Raw genomic sequence first — 12931 nt, forward strand, 5'->3', positions numbered from 1 at the left:
TAATTTCTTCGCGGTCATTCTCTCTTAGTTCTATATCCACTGTGCCAACATTTTCTTGCAACCGATGCATTTTGTGGTGCCTGGAATAGGAACAATCCACGGCTTTTGTGCCAGCAGCCATGCTAATGCTATTTGTGCATTCGTGGCTTTTTTCTCTTTAGCAATCTTATCCAACAAATCCACCAAAGCTTGATTTGCTTTCCGGTTTTCTGCGGAAAAGCGCGGAACCGTATTGCGAAAATCATTCTTATCAAATGAAGTATGCTCATCAATCTTTCCTGTTAAAAAACCTTTACCCAAAGGGCTAAATGGAACAAAGCCAATTCCTAATTCTTCGAGCGTTGGAATGATTTCTTTTTCGGGTTCTTTCCACCAAAGTGAATATTCACTTTGCAGTGCTGTTACGGTTGAACAGCATGTGCTTTGCGAATGGTTTGCACACCTGCTTCTGATAAACCAAAATGCTTTACTTTTCCTTCTTTGATTAATTCCTGCACTGTTCCTGCAACATCTTCTATTGGAATATTTGGGTCAACGCGATGCTGATAAAATAAATCAATCACATCTGTTTGTAAATGTTTTAAAGATGTCTCTGCAACAGTTCTTATTCTTTCAGGGCTGCTATCTAATCCCTGGCTGGAGTTGCCATTTTTAAAACCAAATTTGGTGGTGATAACTACTTTATCCCTGTAAGGCTTTAATGCTATGCCCAGCAATTCTTCATTACCCCCCTGACTGTAAGCTTCTACAGTATCGAAAAAGGTAACGCCCAACGCTACTGCTTTTTGAATCAGGGCAATGGCATCGGCTTCATTCGTTGCCGGACCATAACCGAAAGTTAATCCCATACAACCCAAACCCAGGGCTGATACCTCCAGCCCGCTTTTGCATATTGTTATTTTAAAACTATTAATCCGCATTTTTATAGGTACCAAGCCATTTTACCATCGCCGGGTCGCGGTGGTCGAAGAATTGACTTGTTTTTGTATCCAGTTTTTTTATCGCTTCCATATCGTCAATACTTAGTTCAAAATCGGAAATGTTGAAATTCTCTTCCATTCTCTCTTTACGTACAGATTTTGGAATGGTAACCGCACCTCTTTGAATAAGCCATCGACGGATAACCTACGCAATAGATTTGTTGTATTTATTTCCAATTGACAGTAGCAACTCATTATGAAAAATATTATTCTTACCTTCTGCGAATGGTCCCCACGATTCTATCTGCACCTTATTTTCCTGCAGGAATTGTTGCGTTTGGCTTTGCTGGTGGAACAGATGGGTTTCAATCTGGTTAACTGCCGGAACAAGTTCGTTGTGAATAGTCAAATCAATCAATCTATCGGGATGAAAATTGCTTACACCAATGGCTTTTCCTACTGCCTCTTCGTTGCCATAAGAAGCAGCGGTATCAATCAATCTGTAACCTGTTTGGATGGCCTCATAAACACTTCTCTCACATTCAGCTAAATCTGTTACCTGGAAAACGCCAAATCCGAGAATGGGCATTTCAACGCCATTATTTAATTTTACTTTTTGTATAGCTTATTTTTTCACTATACAAAGGTCCTGGCATTTTTCTGCCTGCATGGTATACAGATTGCTGATTTACTTACCATTATTGCTGATTAGAAGGTGTTCATCAATGAAATAAGAATTCAAGGTGATAATTTTGAATTGAATAAAAATATGGTGATATGGATAATATGCGACGTTTTGAGACTATCAGCGAATACAATGAATTCAACAATAACGAAACACTTCATCCGTTGGTAAGTGTGGTTGATTTATCAAAGGCAAATCCCCGGTTGGGTTCCCGTATGTATTTCGGCTTCTACACCATATTTTTAAAGAGGTAAAATGCGGTGATTTGGTATATGGCAAACAAACTTACGATTACCAGGAAGGTACTTTGGTTTTTCTTGCACCCGGACAAGTTGCTGGTGTTAACAGCAGTGGAGAAACGTATCAGCCCAAAGGTTATGCACTGGTATTTCATCCTAATTTAATACATGGCACTTCGTTTGGAAAGCATATTCAGGATTATACTTTTTTTAGCTATCAATCCAATGAAGCATTGCATTTATCAGAACGGGAACGGAAAATTGTGTTGGATTGTTTTTCGAAAATTGAATATGAACTGGAACCTGCCATTGACAAGCATAGTAAAGGGTTGATTGTATCCAATATTGAACTGTTTTTGAATTATTGTGTTCGTTTTTACGACCGCCAGTTTATTACCCGGGACAATGCACACAAAGGTATTTTAGAAGGGTTTGAAAATTTGTTGAATGAATACTTTAAGACAGATAAACCTCAAACAAACGGCTTGCCTTCCGTAGTCTGGTGTGCAAGTAAATTAAACTTATCGCCCGGCTATTTTGGTGACCTGATAAAGAAAGAAACAGGAAAAACGGCATAGGAATACATACAATCGAAGGTGATTAATGTAGCGAAAGAAAGAATATTTGATTACAATAAGTCGGTTAGTGAAATTGCTTATGAATTAGGGTTTAAATATCCGCAGCATTTTACACGTTTATTTAAGCAACGGGTGGAGCAATCACCGAATGAATACAGGATGCTCAATTAATTAATTTACTTAGTACAGGTGCTGCACATTGTTAAATATCCTTCTATTAATAAGTAAAATATCAATCGGAAAAGACACAGGCCTTTTCAATTTAAACTATAAAAATTATCACCAGCCACCGCCTAACGCCTGGTAAAGATTTACCACTGCCTGCAGTTGCTGTAACTTATCATTTACACTGCCCAACTGTGCTGACAATAAAAATTGTTCGGAGGTAAGCACATCGGTATAATTGGTGGCAGAACTGTATTGCAATAATTCTTTTGTATAATCAACCGCTTTCTCCAAAGCTTCTATCTGGTGAGTGCGGCTTGACTGTTTTTCTAAAGCGGTTTGATAAGCATATAATGCATCGGAAACTTCTGCGCCGGCATTCAGCAACGATTGCTGATAGGCATAATAAGCTTCCTGTTGTTGCGCTTTTGCAATGCGTAAACGAGCTTTATTTTGTCCGTTATTAAAAATGGGTTGGGTAAGTCCGCCTATGATGTTATAAAAAATTGATCTGTTAAACAAGTCTTTGATTTTTATAGACGAAACACCGGCTTCAGCCGTTAATGTTAGTTGCGGATAAAAATAAGTGCGGGCTACATTGGTGTTTTCAAAAGCAGCCCTGAAAGCAAGTTCTGCCTGCTGCACATCGGGTCTGTTTTTTAACAGCAAAGAAGGAATGCCGGTTTGCAGATCAGTATAAATTGTTTGCTCCTCCAAGGTACTGCGTTTAATAGCGCCTGGTGTCCTGGCTAATAAAATACTCAGCGCATTTTCGGTTTCACGAATACTGCGTTTCAAATCGGGTATCGTTACTTCCGCAGCATAACGATTGGCTTCGCTTTGTACAACCGCAGCACCCGTTACAACGGCACTTTCTTTTAGTGCTTTCATCGTTTCTACTTCCTGAATACGGGTTTCCAAAGTTTGCTCCGTTATCTTCAATTGCTGGTCTAACGAAAGCAATTGATAATAATAGCTTGCAATGCCCGCAACCAGTTGTGTTTGTATGGCACGTTTGGCTGCATCGCTTTGCAATAAATTAGCAAAAGCCGCCTTTTTTGCGCTCTTTAATTTTCCCCAGATATCCGCTTCCCAACTGGTGCTTATACTTGCCTGATAAGCTGTGATAGCTAAAGGAAATGTGCCGATAAAATCGGGTGGCAGATTGAGTGAAGCAATAGACTGCTTGTTGCGGGAAACGTTTGCTTTACCATCAATACCCGGCAAAAAAGCCATCCGGCTCTGTTGAAAGTTGGCATTTGCTTCGTTGATACGTTCAATCGCTATTTTCAAATTTAAGTTTTCGCTTATACCTTCTGCAATAAGATTTTGCAATACCGTATCACTGAACAATTGCGTATAAGGTAAGCTGGAAATAGATACAGTGTCTGCAGTATCCAATTCTATTGAAGCGTTACCAGAGCTCGTATCGCGATACAGTTGCCCTTTTACTGCCACGCCTGGCTGCTGATATTTTTGTGTAACACAGGATGCAAATAAGAGTGCAATTATCAGTATTAGGAATAGTTGATTTCGTTTATGTCCGTCGTTCATTTTGTATGTAATTGATCGGATAGAATTTTTTATTGAATAGAGGTTTGATCTGAAGCCGGAACAGGCAAAGGCTTTCTGCTAATGCGTTCCTGTAATGTTTGAAAAATGATGAACAATACCGGGATAACAAAAACGCCGAAGATGGTTCCGATAAGCATACCCCCAACAGCACCTGTACCAATAGAACGGTTACCTTCCGCACCTGCTCCCGTTGAAAGCATTAACGGTAAGATGCCAAAAATGAATGCAAAAGAGGTCATTAATATTGGTCGTAAACGGGCAACCGAACCATTGATAGCTGCCTGCACAATGCTTTGTCCTTCCCTTCGCCGGTCAACCGCAAATTCTACAATAAGAATCGCATTCTTTGCCAGCAAACCAATGAGCATGATGAGTGTTATTTGCAGGTAGATATTGTTTTGTACGCCAAACAGGTTTGCAAAGATGAAAGCGCCTGCCAAGCCAATGGGTAACGACAACAGCACCGAAAAAGGAAGCAGATAACTTTCATATTGTGCGCTTAATAAAAAGTACACAAATACAAGGCATAATAAAAAGATATAAATAGTTTGGCTACCGCTTGATATCTCTTCACGGCTTAATCCGGAAAACTCATATCCATAACCCACCGGCAATGTTTGCGCAGCCACTTCCTGGATGGCTTTGATGGCATCGCCGGAACTATATCCCTCATTTTGCGCACCGGATACAGACATAGCAGTAAACATATTAAAACGGTTAATAAACTCAGGTCCATACACCCGTTTTAAGGTAACAAACTCCGATACCGGCGCCATTACATTATTGCCCGTTCTTACAAAAATATTATTAATACTTCCCTCTGTACCGCGATACGCCGCATCAGCCTGTATCATTACACGATATTGCTTTCCAAATTCATTGAAGTTAGAGGCATACAAACCACCATAATAGCCCTGCAATGTGTTTAAAACAGCCGCAGGTGGAACATTTGCCTCTTTACATTTGGGCACATTCAGGTCAATCTGATATTGAGGGAAATTGGTATTGAAAAAGCTCTTTGCATATTGTATCTCAGGGCGTTTGCTTAAAGCGGCGAGGAATGTATCTTTTACGGCAACAAACTTACTGATGTCGCCACCACTTTTGTCCTGCAACTGAAACTCAAAACCGCTCGTGTTACCAAAACCTTCGAGTGTTGGCGGGGCAAAGAAAAGAATATTGGCACCTTTAATATGTGATGTTAGCTGAAACAATTTATTGACAACAGCATCAACAGTATGTTCTTTTCCTTTGCGTTCATTCCAGGGTTTTAATTCCATGAAAAAAGCTGCATAGGAACCACCACTTCCACCGCTTAAAAGTCCGAAACCGCCTACTTGGGTAACCGAAGCCATTTCGGGTATGCTTCTGCAAATGGCCGCTACCTGGTCGGATATTTCTGAAGTACGTTCCAGTGAAGAAGCCGGTGGCAGCGAAATATCTGCCATAATAAATTTCTGGTCTTCATTAGGCACGAATCCACCCGGCGTTGTTTTCATCAAAAACCATAATAAAGTACCAAAAACAGCGATGCCAAATAATGCAATCCATTTCCTTTTTGATAAGAAACCAACAGAACGTTTATATTTAGCAGTTACTGCTTCAAAGCCGACATTGAAAGCATTATAAAAACGTTGCATAAAACCTTTTCGAAGCTTGTTCTCATGATGTGGTTTTAATAATAAAGCACACAGTGCGGGACTAAGCGTTAAGGCATTTACGGCTGAAATAATGATCGAAACAGCCAGCGTTAAACCAAACTGTTTATAAAATACGCCTGTAGAACCTGAAATAAAGGTGACCGGCAAAAACACCGAAGCCATTACAAGGGTAATGGAAATAACGGCTCCACTGATTTCACTCATTGCTTCCTGGGTAGCTGTTTTTGCCGAAGAAGCGCCATGATCCAGCTTTGAATGTACCGCTTCCACCACCACAATCGCATCATCTACCACAATACCTATTGCCAGCACCAATGCAAACAGTGTAAGCAGGTTGATGGTAAAGCCAAATAATTGCAGAAAGAAAAAGGTACCAATTATTGCTACCGGTACGGCTATCGCAGGTATTAAGGTTGAACGAAGGTCTTGCAGAAAAATGAACACCACAATAAAAACAAGCACAAAGGCTTCGAGCAAAGTGCGGATAACCTTTTCAATGGATACATTCAAAAAATCATTCGCCGAAAAGATCATGGTGCTGGTTACACCCGGCGGAAAGTTTTTGGAAGCTGCTTTTATGGTACGATCTATTTCCTGTATCATTTCATGGGCATTGGAGCCTGCAGACTGAAATATACCAAGCACAATAGAAGGCTTTCCATCGGTAAGGGAAGTAATGGCATACGTAATAGAACCCAATTCAATGCGGGCGACATCCTTCAAACGTAACAATTGTCCGTTCTGTGCCGAACGGATAACAATGTTCTCATATTCTTCCGGTTTTTGAAGTCTGCCTTTGTATTTAAGCACATATTCAAAAGACTGGTTGCTGTTCTCTCCAATTTTACCCGGCGCCGCTTCGATGTTTTGTTCTGCCAATGCATTGTTGATATCATCGGGCACTAATCCATACGTTGCCATTACATCAGGTTTTAGCCAGATACGCATGGAATAATCACCGGTGCCCCAGGCTTGTGCATCACCTACGCCATTGATCCTTTTAATTACAGGTACCAAATTAATGTTGGCATAATTCTGCAAAAACTTGGCATCAAAAGAGGGATTGGTACTGTTAAGCGCAAACACCATTACCATACTGCTTTGCTGTTTGCTGGTGGTTACACCTGCGCGGGTTACTTCGGCAGGCAATAGCGGCATTGCTCTTGATACACGGTTTTGAACGTTCACAGCAGCGAGGTCGGGATTGGTTCCCTGCTTGAAATAAATAGTAATGCCAGCCGAGCCATCGTTACTTGCAGAAGAAGTCATATAGGTCATGTTCTCCACGCCATTAATTTGTTCTTCCAGCGGAACGATCACACTGTTCATTACCACGTCGGCATTGGCGCCCTGGTAAGCGGTAAATACCCGAACAGTGGGCGGCGCAATATCCGGGTACAGGGTAATGGGCAAAGTTACAATGCCTATAATACCAAGTATGACGAGGATAACGGAAATAACCGTTGATAATACCGGTCGTTCTATAAATGTTTTGAGCATAAAAAGACGGGAATAAGATAATTATTTCAAATTCTGGTAAACTTTCTCTTCGGGTTTGATTTCCGGTTTGATGACCGTGCTGTCCTGTAAAGTGCTGGTGCTTTCATATACTACGGTATCGCCTGCCTTTAAACCTTTGGTTACAACAAAATACTGCCCGGATGGAACTTGCATCACTTCAATTTCCCTGCTGATAACCTTATTGCCATTCGTTACGAGAAAAACAAAGCGTTTGCCCTGCATTTCGTAGGTAGATCTTTGCGGAACGAGGATGGCATCATTAACAGATACGGGGATTTGCACGATAGCGCTGGCTCCACTGCGAAGAAGCCCAACCGGATTAGGAAACGTTGCCCGGAAACTTGCTGAACCGGTTTCTGTATTGATCAATCCACCACCCGATTCTACACGCCCTTTTTCAGGATATTCAGTACCATCAGAAAGTACTAAGGTAACCTGAGGCAAATGTTTCAATTTCTCCTGTAAAGTATTCCCTTTGTATTGTCTTGAAAAATCAAGCAATTGTTTTTCATTCAAAGAAAAATAAGCATACACATTTCCAATGTTGGAAACAGTTGTTAAAGGCATTTGGGTGGTGCTGCTTACGAGGCTTCCCAATCTATAAGGAAGTGTACCCACCACGCCATTCACCGGACTGGTGACGGTGGTATAGCCTACATTTATTTTCGCATTGGCTAAAGCCGCTTTTGCCTGCGCCAATGCAGCCTGACGTGCCTGTAGGGTGTATTCTGCTGATTCCAATTCAAACTTGCTGATGATGCCTTTATCTACCAAAGGCTTTGTTTTTTTTACCTGTAATTCGGCGGCACTTACATCCGCTTCTGCGCTGCTGATGGCTGCCGCGGCATTGTTTACGTCCTGCTGGTATTGGGGGGCGCTGATACGGAAAAGCAATTGCCCTTTTTTCACCACTTCCCCTTCGTCAATGTATATTTTTTCGATGTAGCCATCAATTTTTGGACGTATCTCAATATTCTGCTGACCTTGCAAAGTTGCGGGATAAACGGTTTGCAACGTAGCCGTTTGTGCAATCACTTTAAATACCGGGTAAGTGGGTGTTGGAGGAGCAGCACCTGCAGCATCTGCACTGTTATTTTGTTTATTACCACAGGAGACAAATACAAGCGATAATGCAGTTAGTAATAAAGTATAAAATATTGCTGCGTTTAAACTCTTCAACAGCAACGTAGTTTGCTTCATTGGTTGGAATTTTTTGTTTAATAAACAGTTAGTTATGGGATAAAAATTATTATTGAAAAATCAGATCACAGATGAGTTTTTTCCGTTCGTTCATCAAGTGGTCGTATTGCTTATCCGTCAATTTAAATAGTTTTTTTTGCAAAGGGCGAACAATTAACGGATAGGTTGTTAATGAAAAAAGGTTCATCATAAACTGAACAGGATTCATGGCTTTAACATGCCCAACGGTCATTTCGGCTTCCACTTCCTTAAGAAAGGCATTGGTGTGGCGATGGCTTTTTGCTTTTTTTTCATAAAAACTGCTACTATCAGAGAGCATTTCTGTAATAACAAAAGTTTCCTGATAAGGATAAGCAATTGCCTCAGTTAATATAACATCTACCATGTGTTCTATTTTCTCTCTAAATGGAATTGCAGATTCCATTATATCATTTAACCTGGAACTTAAAGCATCCATAGCTTCGTTGAATACAAGCTTTATCAACTCATCTTTCGACCTGTAATAGTAGTGCAGCGAAGTGCGACTAATACCTGCTGCGTCTGCAATATCCTGTGTTGTTGCATGCAGTTTACCTTCAGCAAAAAAGATTCGCTTTGCCGTGTCTTTGATCAATTGTTCTGTACCCGTATCTCTTGTTGCCATTTGTTTGACAAAATTGTCAAACATTTTTGAAATAGAAAACTTTTTTTGAAAGATGATTCAACTGTTATATAAATTATTTTAAATTTAGATGGACGAAAATAAATGCCTATAGCTGCTCTTCCGGATGATAACTTGCTATCTGGAATTTAGTTGTTTATCCTAAAATAGCTTAGTATAAGTGTACTTAATATTCCTAACAAAATATCTTAAAACAGAATGCAAAGCGCAATACGCAACAGCCCTATTTTTATCGTGTTTTCAGGAATGTTTTTGAACAAAGTGGTTTTACTTTCATTTTATGTAAGCAGAGCCAGTAAAATGCTGTTGCAAGCAGTCCGGAAAGTGAAATACCAACATGCAAACATCCGCAAGTTTCGGATTTTATGACCACAAAAACAGTTCGAGATTTGTATCACAAAATTCAGTACGATGAACATACAGGAACAAATTAATTATAACCGCATTGCAGAAGCAATAGATTATATAAAAACAAATTTTAAAGATCAACCCAGCCTTGATGAAGTTGCTGAAAAAGTGCATTTAAGCCCATTTCATTTTCAACGGCTGTTTAGCGAATGGGCGGGAACAACTCCAAAGAAATTTTTGCAGTACATCAGTGTAGAACATGCTAAAAAATTGCTGACAGAGCACCAGGCAACGCTTTTTGATACAGCTTACGAAACAGGACTTTCGGGCACCAGCCGGCTGCACGACTTGTTTGTAAATATTGAAGGAATGACACCTGCCGAATATAAAAACGGAGGAAAAAATCTCCACATCAATTACAGTTTTGCTGAGAGTCCGTTTGGCAACCTTGTGGTGGCTGCAACTGCAAAAGGCGTGTGCTATATGGCTTTTGAAGAGGGCGAAGACAAGGCAGTAGCAGATTTAAAAGGCAAATTTCCGAATGCTACTTTTCATCAAAAATTAGATTTGATGCAACAAAATGCCTTGTTCATTTTTCAAAACGACTGGAGCAAACTGCATCAAATAAAACTGCATTTAAAAGGTACCGATTTTCAATTAAAAGTGTGGGAAACCTTGCTAAAAATACCAATGGGGCAATTGTCTACTTACGGCGCCATTGCTCAAAAAATAAAACAGCCAAGTGCTTCGCGGGCCGTTGGAACCGCTATTGGCAGCAATCCGGTTGCATTTCTCATCCCGTGCCACCGCGTTATTCAAAGTACAGGAACATTGGGTGGTTATATGTGGGGCAGCACCCGTAAAGCAGTTATGATTGGTTGGGAAAGTGCAAAAATAAATTCGTTGGAAGTTGTTGAAGAATAATTGTTTTAACCGCGAAAGCCGCCGCCGTTAGCAAGGCAAGTGCAAAGAGCGCCCGCAGATTGTATCCACAGAAACTTGCAAATAAATTTTTACTCAAAAAACAAACAGCTGCGTCCAACAATGATACAACACACAGCAATTGACGACAGTGATTTAAGACGCTTAATCAGGCAGAAAAAGGTTTGCTTTGGTGGCAACAAAAAATTGAAGATTTATGGAACGCTGCAATGCGCTTCGGGCAAATGGATGAAAAAAGCACACAGGGTTTTCTTTGGCACAGAAGGTGAAGCTGTGCAACATGGCTATCGTCCATGCGGGCATTGTATGAAACAACAATATCAAATTTGGAAACATGGATTTATTCAGTAACGAGTCAAACCGCACTACCAATCTGTTACCTAAAGACGGAACAGTATATTATTACGGAAAAATATTCTCCAACAAAGAAGCTAATGAATACCTGAACAGTTTAATGAACAATGTAGCATGGAAAAACGATGAAGCTATCCTCTTTGGAAAGCGAATGATTACAAAGCGAAAAGTAGCCTGGTATGGCGACCATGACTTTGAGTATGCTTATTCCAACGTTACAAAGCGGGCTTTAAAGTGGACAACAGAATTATTAGCATTAAAGGCAATAGCAGAAGCACAAACAGGTGAACAATTTAATTCCTGTTTACTCAATCTTTATCATAATGGCAGTGAAGGAATGGCGTGGCACAGCGATGGAGAAAAAGATTTAAAAAAGAACAGTGCCATTGGCTCATTGAGCTTTGGTGCAGCACGCAAATTTTGTTTCAAACACAAGCAAACCAAAGAAACGGTCTCGCTTATTTTGGAGCACGGCAGCTTGCTGGTGATGAAAGACACCACACAAACTTACTGGCTTCACCGGCTACCACCTACAAAAACAACAGACAAGCCTCGTATTAATTTAACCTTTCGGACAATTGTGTTGTAAACTTCCGCTATTAAAGGCTTACCAAAAGCGTACTGAAAACTAATACTTGCAGCTCTTTTTGCAACAGTTTACAATAATTTCTGTATTTTAGTTCTACAGGTCTTCGATGTAAAATATTCGCCCTTCATAAACAGGCTTTTGCTATAGTATAAGTGGAATTATTTGGTGATGTAGCAGGGTAATGCAGAAGAAATTGCTCTATTTTTTGCTTAAGGGTATACCATCGTATTATTACGAAGAACGTGGTGTTGAATTGCTTTATAAAACCCGCTTACAATTGAATTGATATCTTGTTACAAACGGGTTCTTACAGTCTTATACATCAAAACAAATAAACTGTTATGACACAGGAAAACGCAATCAACCAGGCAAAAGAAGCAATAGGTAAGGCACAACCAGACGACTATATACTTACACCTACAAAACATGCAGCAGAACTGAAAGACAAAGCACCCGCTCTTGCTGCCATTTTAAACAGCAGCGAGCTTACGATTACTGCAGAACAATACGAAAATTACGATAAGGAAGCCTTGGCTGCGCAAAATGAATTCAGGCATGTTTTTAACAGGGCGAATGGATTAGCGTTAGCTACCGCTGTTTTAGTAGCACTGGTGCTTGCAACAGGAATACTTCAGTCCTTTTTGCCAGGTAATACAGAACATTATGTTATCATTGGTTTAAGTATCGGAGCTATCATCACCGGAGCGTTGGCCGCCAAAGACCTGAATACCGTTAAACAGGGAGAATTGTTGAAAGACTGGATGGCAAAACGTGCAGCAGCAGAATGCAGCAGACTCGAATACTTTAATACAGTGGCAACAGCACCTGTTGCTCCTACCGGCGAAATTCCTACGGCACTTTTAAAATTTGAATACTTCAGAAGATACCAGTTGGATGTACAACTAGCCTTTTTTAAAAGGCGTGGGGCAAAACTTCGCGAAGATGCCAGGAAAACACTTTCTTACAGTAGCTGGGCCATTGCGGGCGCGGCAATAGCAACAGGAATAGCAGGAATACTAAGTGTTGTTAAGCCTCATTTTGCTGCTATTGCTACCCTGGGTTCTGTATTTGCAGCACTAAGTGCTTATGCAACCATCCGCGAACAAATTTACCAAAGCCAACGGATTGCAGAAAGATATACCTTAACAGTTAATACGCTTCAAAACCTTTCCAGAAAGTTGGATGATGTTCGTAATGCAATATTTACATTGGGAGATCTGCCAATGCTTGACTTTATTGCAGCAATACATGAACAACTCTCTCTTGAACATAAACAATGGCTTGGCGAACACAATAATGCTCAGGATGTGGTAGATAAGCTGGAAGCAGCACTCAAAAAGGCTGCTGCACAACTAACCAGTAAAGCTGATACTACCAAGGCGACCGTGCAAAGCACACCTTAACAAAATAGTCAGGAGCATATCAAAGATAAGCTCCTGACTTTCCGCTCAATTGTTATCTGTACGAAGTGCAAAAAGATTGCAGGCTTACTA

General features: G+C 40.5%; 13 protein-coding genes and 1 pseudogene. 7 read left to right on the forward strand and 7 right to left on the reverse strand.

The window, feature by feature from the left end; genetic code table 11:
• Positions 1 to 30 precede the first annotated feature (30 nt).
• From FC093_RS24405 to FC093_RS24675, 3 genes and pseudogenes are all read right to left on the reverse strand, one after another.
• On the reverse strand, positions 31 to 489 hold the full coding sequence (locus FC093_RS24405; protein ID WP_317129054.1) for an aldo/keto reductase: 459 nt from the start codon (positions 487 to 489) through the stop codon (positions 31 to 33).
• Entirely contained in the window at positions 402 to 848 is a 447-nt protein-coding gene (locus tag FC093_RS24410) for an aldo/keto reductase (protein ID WP_262711030.1), read from the reverse strand. The genes FC093_RS24405 and FC093_RS24410 overlap by 88 nt, the downstream gene beginning before the upstream one ends.
• Positions 849 to 909: 61 nt before the next feature.
• Positions 910 to 1509 (reverse strand): annotated as a pseudogene (locus FC093_RS24675) (aldo/keto reductase).
• A gap of 188 nt (positions 1510 to 1697) precedes the next feature.
• Between FC093_RS24675 and FC093_RS24415 the strand changes: the two are divergent.
• From FC093_RS24415 to FC093_RS24425, 3 genes are read left to right on the forward strand one after another with little or no spacing between them, the layout of a single operon-like run.
• Positions 1698 to 1859, forward strand: coding sequence for a hypothetical protein (locus FC093_RS24415; protein ID WP_262711031.1), 162 nt, complete (start codon positions 1698 to 1700; stop codon positions 1857 to 1859).
• Between the two features lie 11 nt (positions 1860 to 1870).
• Positions 1871 to 2422, forward strand: a complete 552-nt coding sequence (locus FC093_RS24420) for a helix-turn-helix domain-containing protein (RefSeq protein ID WP_262711032.1) — start codon at positions 1871 to 1873, stop codon at positions 2420 to 2422.
• 18 nt (positions 2423 to 2440) lie between these two features.
• Positions 2441 to 2593, forward strand: a complete 153-nt coding sequence (locus FC093_RS24425; RefSeq protein ID WP_262711033.1) for a helix-turn-helix domain-containing protein — start codon at positions 2441 to 2443, stop codon at positions 2591 to 2593.
• Positions 2594 to 2701: 108 nt separating this feature from the next.
• On the opposite strand, the gene FC093_RS17940 is transcribed toward FC093_RS24425, so the two are convergent.
• The 4 genes from FC093_RS17940 to FC093_RS17955 are packed head-to-tail and all read right to left on the reverse strand — an operon-like array spanning position 2702 to position 9187.
• Entirely contained in the window at positions 2702 to 4141 is a 1440-nt protein-coding gene (locus tag FC093_RS17940) for an efflux transporter outer membrane subunit (protein WP_137263189.1), read from the reverse strand.
• Positions 4142 to 4170: 29 nt separating this feature from the next.
• On the reverse strand, positions 4171 to 7323 hold the full coding sequence (locus tag FC093_RS17945) for an efflux RND transporter permease subunit (protein WP_137263190.1): 3153 nt from the start codon (positions 7321 to 7323) through the stop codon (positions 4171 to 4173).
• 21 nt (positions 7324 to 7344) lie between these two features.
• Positions 7345 to 8544, reverse strand: coding sequence for an efflux RND transporter periplasmic adaptor subunit (locus FC093_RS17950; RefSeq protein WP_137263191.1), 1200 nt, complete (start codon positions 8542 to 8544; stop codon positions 7345 to 7347).
• Between the two features lie 49 nt (positions 8545 to 8593).
• Positions 8594 to 9187, reverse strand: a complete 594-nt coding sequence (locus FC093_RS17955) for a TetR/AcrR family transcriptional regulator (protein ID WP_137263192.1) — start codon at positions 9185 to 9187, stop codon at positions 8594 to 8596.
• Positions 9188 to 9616: 429 nt separating this feature from the next.
• Here FC093_RS17955 and FC093_RS17960 point away from each other — a divergent pair, with 429 nt between their 5' ends.
• From FC093_RS17960 to FC093_RS17975, 4 genes are all read left to right on the forward strand, one after another.
• Complete coding sequence (locus FC093_RS17960) at positions 9617 to 10477, forward strand: bifunctional helix-turn-helix domain-containing protein/methylated-DNA--[protein]-cysteine S-methyltransferase (RefSeq protein ID WP_137263193.1); 861 nt, start codon at positions 9617 to 9619, stop codon at positions 10475 to 10477.
• Between the two features lie 120 nt (positions 10478 to 10597).
• Positions 10598 to 10846, forward strand: coding sequence for an Ada metal-binding domain-containing protein (locus FC093_RS17965; protein ID WP_137263194.1), 249 nt, complete (start codon positions 10598 to 10600; stop codon positions 10844 to 10846).
• Entirely contained in the window at positions 10830 to 11438 is a 609-nt protein-coding gene (locus FC093_RS17970) for an alpha-ketoglutarate-dependent dioxygenase AlkB family protein (RefSeq protein WP_137263195.1), read from the forward strand. Before FC093_RS17965 ends, FC093_RS17970 begins: the two co-directional genes overlap by 17 nt.
• A gap of 341 nt (positions 11439 to 11779) precedes the next feature.
• Positions 11780 to 12841, forward strand: a complete 1062-nt coding sequence (locus tag FC093_RS17975) for a hypothetical protein (protein ID WP_137263196.1) — start codon at positions 11780 to 11782, stop codon at positions 12839 to 12841.
• Positions 12842 to 12931 lie beyond the last annotated feature (90 nt).

It is taken from the genome of Ilyomonas limi (assembly GCF_005233845.1).
Lineage (GTDB): Bacteria > Bacteroidota > Bacteroidia > Chitinophagales > Chitinophagaceae > Ilyomonas > Ilyomonas limi.

What these genes read in the sequence shown, in the direction of transcription:
- FC093_RS17960 (WP_137263193.1), top strand. Translation starts at nt 9,617, where the DNA reads ATGAACATACAGGAACAAATTAATTATAACCGCATTGCAGAAGCAATA.
- FC093_RS17970 (WP_137263195.1), top strand. Translation starts at nt 10,830, where the DNA reads ATGGATTTATTCAGTAACGAGTCAAACCGCACTACCAATCTGTTACCT.
- FC093_RS17975 (WP_137263196.1), top strand. Translation starts at nt 11,780, where the DNA reads ATGACACAGGAAAACGCAATCAACCAGGCAAAAGAAGCAATAGGTAAG.
- FC093_RS17950 (WP_137263191.1), bottom strand. Translation starts at nt 8,544, where the DNA reads ATGAAGCAAACTACGTTGCTGTTGAAGAGTTTAAACGCAGCAATATTT.
- FC093_RS17955 (WP_137263192.1), bottom strand. Translation starts at nt 9,187, where the DNA reads ATGGCAACAAGAGATACGGGTACAGAACAATTGATCAAAGACACGGCA.
- FC093_RS17945 (WP_137263190.1), bottom strand. Translation starts at nt 7,323, where the DNA reads ATGCTCAAAACATTTATAGAACGACCGGTATTATCAACGGTTATTTCC.
- FC093_RS24415 (WP_262711031.1), top strand. Translation starts at nt 1,698, where the DNA reads ATGGATAATATGCGACGTTTTGAGACTATCAGCGAATACAATGAATTC.
- FC093_RS17965 (WP_137263194.1), top strand. Translation starts at nt 10,598, where the DNA reads ATGATACAACACACAGCAATTGACGACAGTGATTTAAGACGCTTAATC.
- FC093_RS24410 (WP_262711030.1), bottom strand. Translation starts at nt 848, where the DNA reads ATGGGATTAACTTTCGGTTATGGTCCGGCAACGAATGAAGCCGATGCC.
- FC093_RS17940 (WP_137263189.1), bottom strand. Translation starts at nt 4,141, where the DNA reads ATGAACGACGGACATAAACGAAATCAACTATTCCTAATACTGATAATT.